This is a genomic window from Mesorhizobium sp. M7A.F.Ca.AU.001.01.1.1 (assembly GCF_004022735.1).
Lineage (GTDB): Bacteria > Pseudomonadota > Alphaproteobacteria > Rhizobiales > Rhizobiaceae > Mesorhizobium > Mesorhizobium ciceri.
Map to the genome: position 1 here is coordinate 1 of NZ_RZPF01000810.1, position 2,686 is coordinate 2,686.

Annotated in this window: 1 pseudogene; it reads left to right on the forward strand. The window is 65.8% G+C overall.

The features are described from left to right. Nucleotides 1–2,686, forward strand: a pseudogene (locus EN884_RS32220) (hypothetical protein); the annotation flags it as partial.

Consider the following 2,686-nt stretch of genomic DNA (forward strand, 5'->3'; position numbering starts at 1 on the left):
GCACGGTCTCGGTCGACGACCTGACCGTCCAGACCGCATCTCAAACCGGCATCGTGCTTGTCGATTCGAACGCGACCGTCGATTTCACCGGCAACACCAAGATTACCAGTGCCGCCAGCGTCGGGCTGTTCGCCAACAATTTCGACGGCATCGCCACCTTCGACGATCTCGACATCAGTGGCGGCGGCAGGGGCGTGGCCATCTGGAGCGGCTCGAGCGGCACGCTGACTTTCGCGGCCGCGAGTTCCATCACCAACACGGGCGATGTAGCCTTCAACATCAACGGTGCGGTGCCCAACGTCACCTACAACGGCACGATCGACCAGGCCAATGCGGCCAACGCGGTCAGGATCATCGGCCAGACCGGCGGCACCGCCACCTTCGGCGGCAAGATCACCGCCAGCACGGGCTCGGCCAACGCGATCGACCTGTCCGCCAACACCGGCGGCACGGTGAAATTCACCGGCGGGCTGGACCTGACCACGACGACCCGTACCCGCTTCCATGCCACCGGGGGCGGCACGATCACAGTCGCGGCCGCGGGCACGGAGCAGATCACCACCGGCACCGGCCGGGCGATCAATCTCGACGGCATCACCATCGGCACCGGCGGCATGGCGTTCGACAGCATCACGACAGGCGTTGCGACGGCCACGGCGCTCAACTTCAATGCCGTCTCGGGCGGCCAGTTCCTGGGTGGCAATGTCACTGTCGGCGGCACCGCTGCCGGCATCAACGGCCTTGCAATCAACGCTTCGTCATCGACCTTCACCATCACCAATCTGGTGGCGACCAATGTCGCGGGCACCGATGTCAGCCTGACCAACAATACGGGCTCGATCACGATCCTCGGCGGCACCATCACCAATTCGGGCGCTGGCGACGGTGTCGTCGTTTCCGGCGGCAGCGCGACAGTCGGCGTAGCGGCCAACATCTCCAGCTCGGCAACCGCGCCAGGCGCGGCGGTCAAGGTCGACGGCACCACCGGCGGCTCGGTGACCTTCAGCGGTACGGTCACCTCGACCGGCACCGGCGATCTGTTCGATGTCGGATCGACGCTGACCCCGGCCGGCGGCGCCATCAGCTTCACTGGCCCGACCTTGTCGGCGACGGGTGGCGGCGGGGCGCTTGTCAGCAGCCTCGGCGGCACCGCGACGTTGAACGTGACCGCGCCGCTGTCGATCACCAATGCCACGGGCACCGGCCTGTCCGTCACCAATGTCGCCAGCACGGCATCGGCGAGCTTTGGCGAGGTCACCGTGACGACGCCTGGCGGCACCGGCATCTTCATTGCCGACAATGGCACGGTCACCTTCGGCACAACCCAGGTTACGCTGGGAGCGGCAAGCACCGCCGGCATCGAGTTCCTCGACATCAACGAACATATCAGCTTCGGCACGACCACGATCGACGAGGTTGGCGCCAACCAGACCGGCATCGACTTCAGCGGTTCCTCGAGCGGTTCCTCGACAAGGGCCGATTTCGGCCTGACCACGATCACCGGCACCGGCAGCCTGACCTCGCGCGGCATCGACCTGTCGTCGACGACCGGCAACAAGACCATCACCTTCCTGCGCGGCTCCAGCATTTCCAATGTCGGCGTCGGCGTCGAATTGTCGTCGAGCGGCGCCACCGCGACCTCGGCCAACGCCAACTTCACCTTCGGCGACGGCACGTCCGCCGATGGGCTGCAGTCCTCCATCAGCGCCGCCGCCGGCGGCTACACCGTCAACACGATCGGGCTCGATCCGACGCTCGGCAATTATGATTTCGACGACGTCAACTTCACCGGCGCCGCCCATCTGGCCAGCGCGGTCGGTGGGACCATCATGATTTCCCAGGGCGGTGGCATCGTCCACGCCAACACGGACGGGCTCAGCGCCGACGTGACCACCTACACGGTCGCCGAGGCCGATGCCATGACCGGCACGCTGAACTTCGCCTTTGTCGGCACCGTCGATCTCAGCGGCACCCCGTTCACGCTCGATTCCGGCCAGTCGATCATCGGCTTCGGCAACGGCGCCTCCATCCTCACCTCCGGTACCGTCCAGCCGGTCAATGTCCAGGGCAATCTCGGCGCTACTGGCGGCAACGTCACCGGCGATGAGGGCGTGGTCAAGAGCACGGGCAGCGATACCCTGCATCTGCTCGGCAACAACCAGGTGCGCGACACCGCTTTCGACTTCAGCGGCGGCAGCGGCTCGGTCTTCCTCGTCAACGGGAGCGCGGCTGGCTTCGTCAATACCGGCGGCATCTTCATCGAAGGCGTCACGGTCAGCAATGTCGCCGTGGGCCAGACAGCGTTCAAGGTCGTCGGCCTCGACACCAATTTGTCGATCACCAACAACAACATCAACGTCGCCGGCACGCTGCTCGACGCCAATGGCGGCAGCGGCGACATCACGGTCACGCGTGGCAGCTTGCCCAACAGCGGTCCGGCGGGCACGCTGACCGGCGGCGGCATCAACCTGCAGAACCTGACCGGCACGGTGACCATTGGCGACGGCACGCTGACCAACACCGGCGCGAACACGGCTTTCAATGTCGGCTCGACGACTGCCGGGAGCGGCGGCAGCGCGATCATCTCCTATGCCGGCACCATCAACAGCAACGGCACCGGCGCGGCTGTTTCGATCCAGAGCATGACTGGCGGCTCGGTGACGCTGTCGGGCAACCTGACTGATAC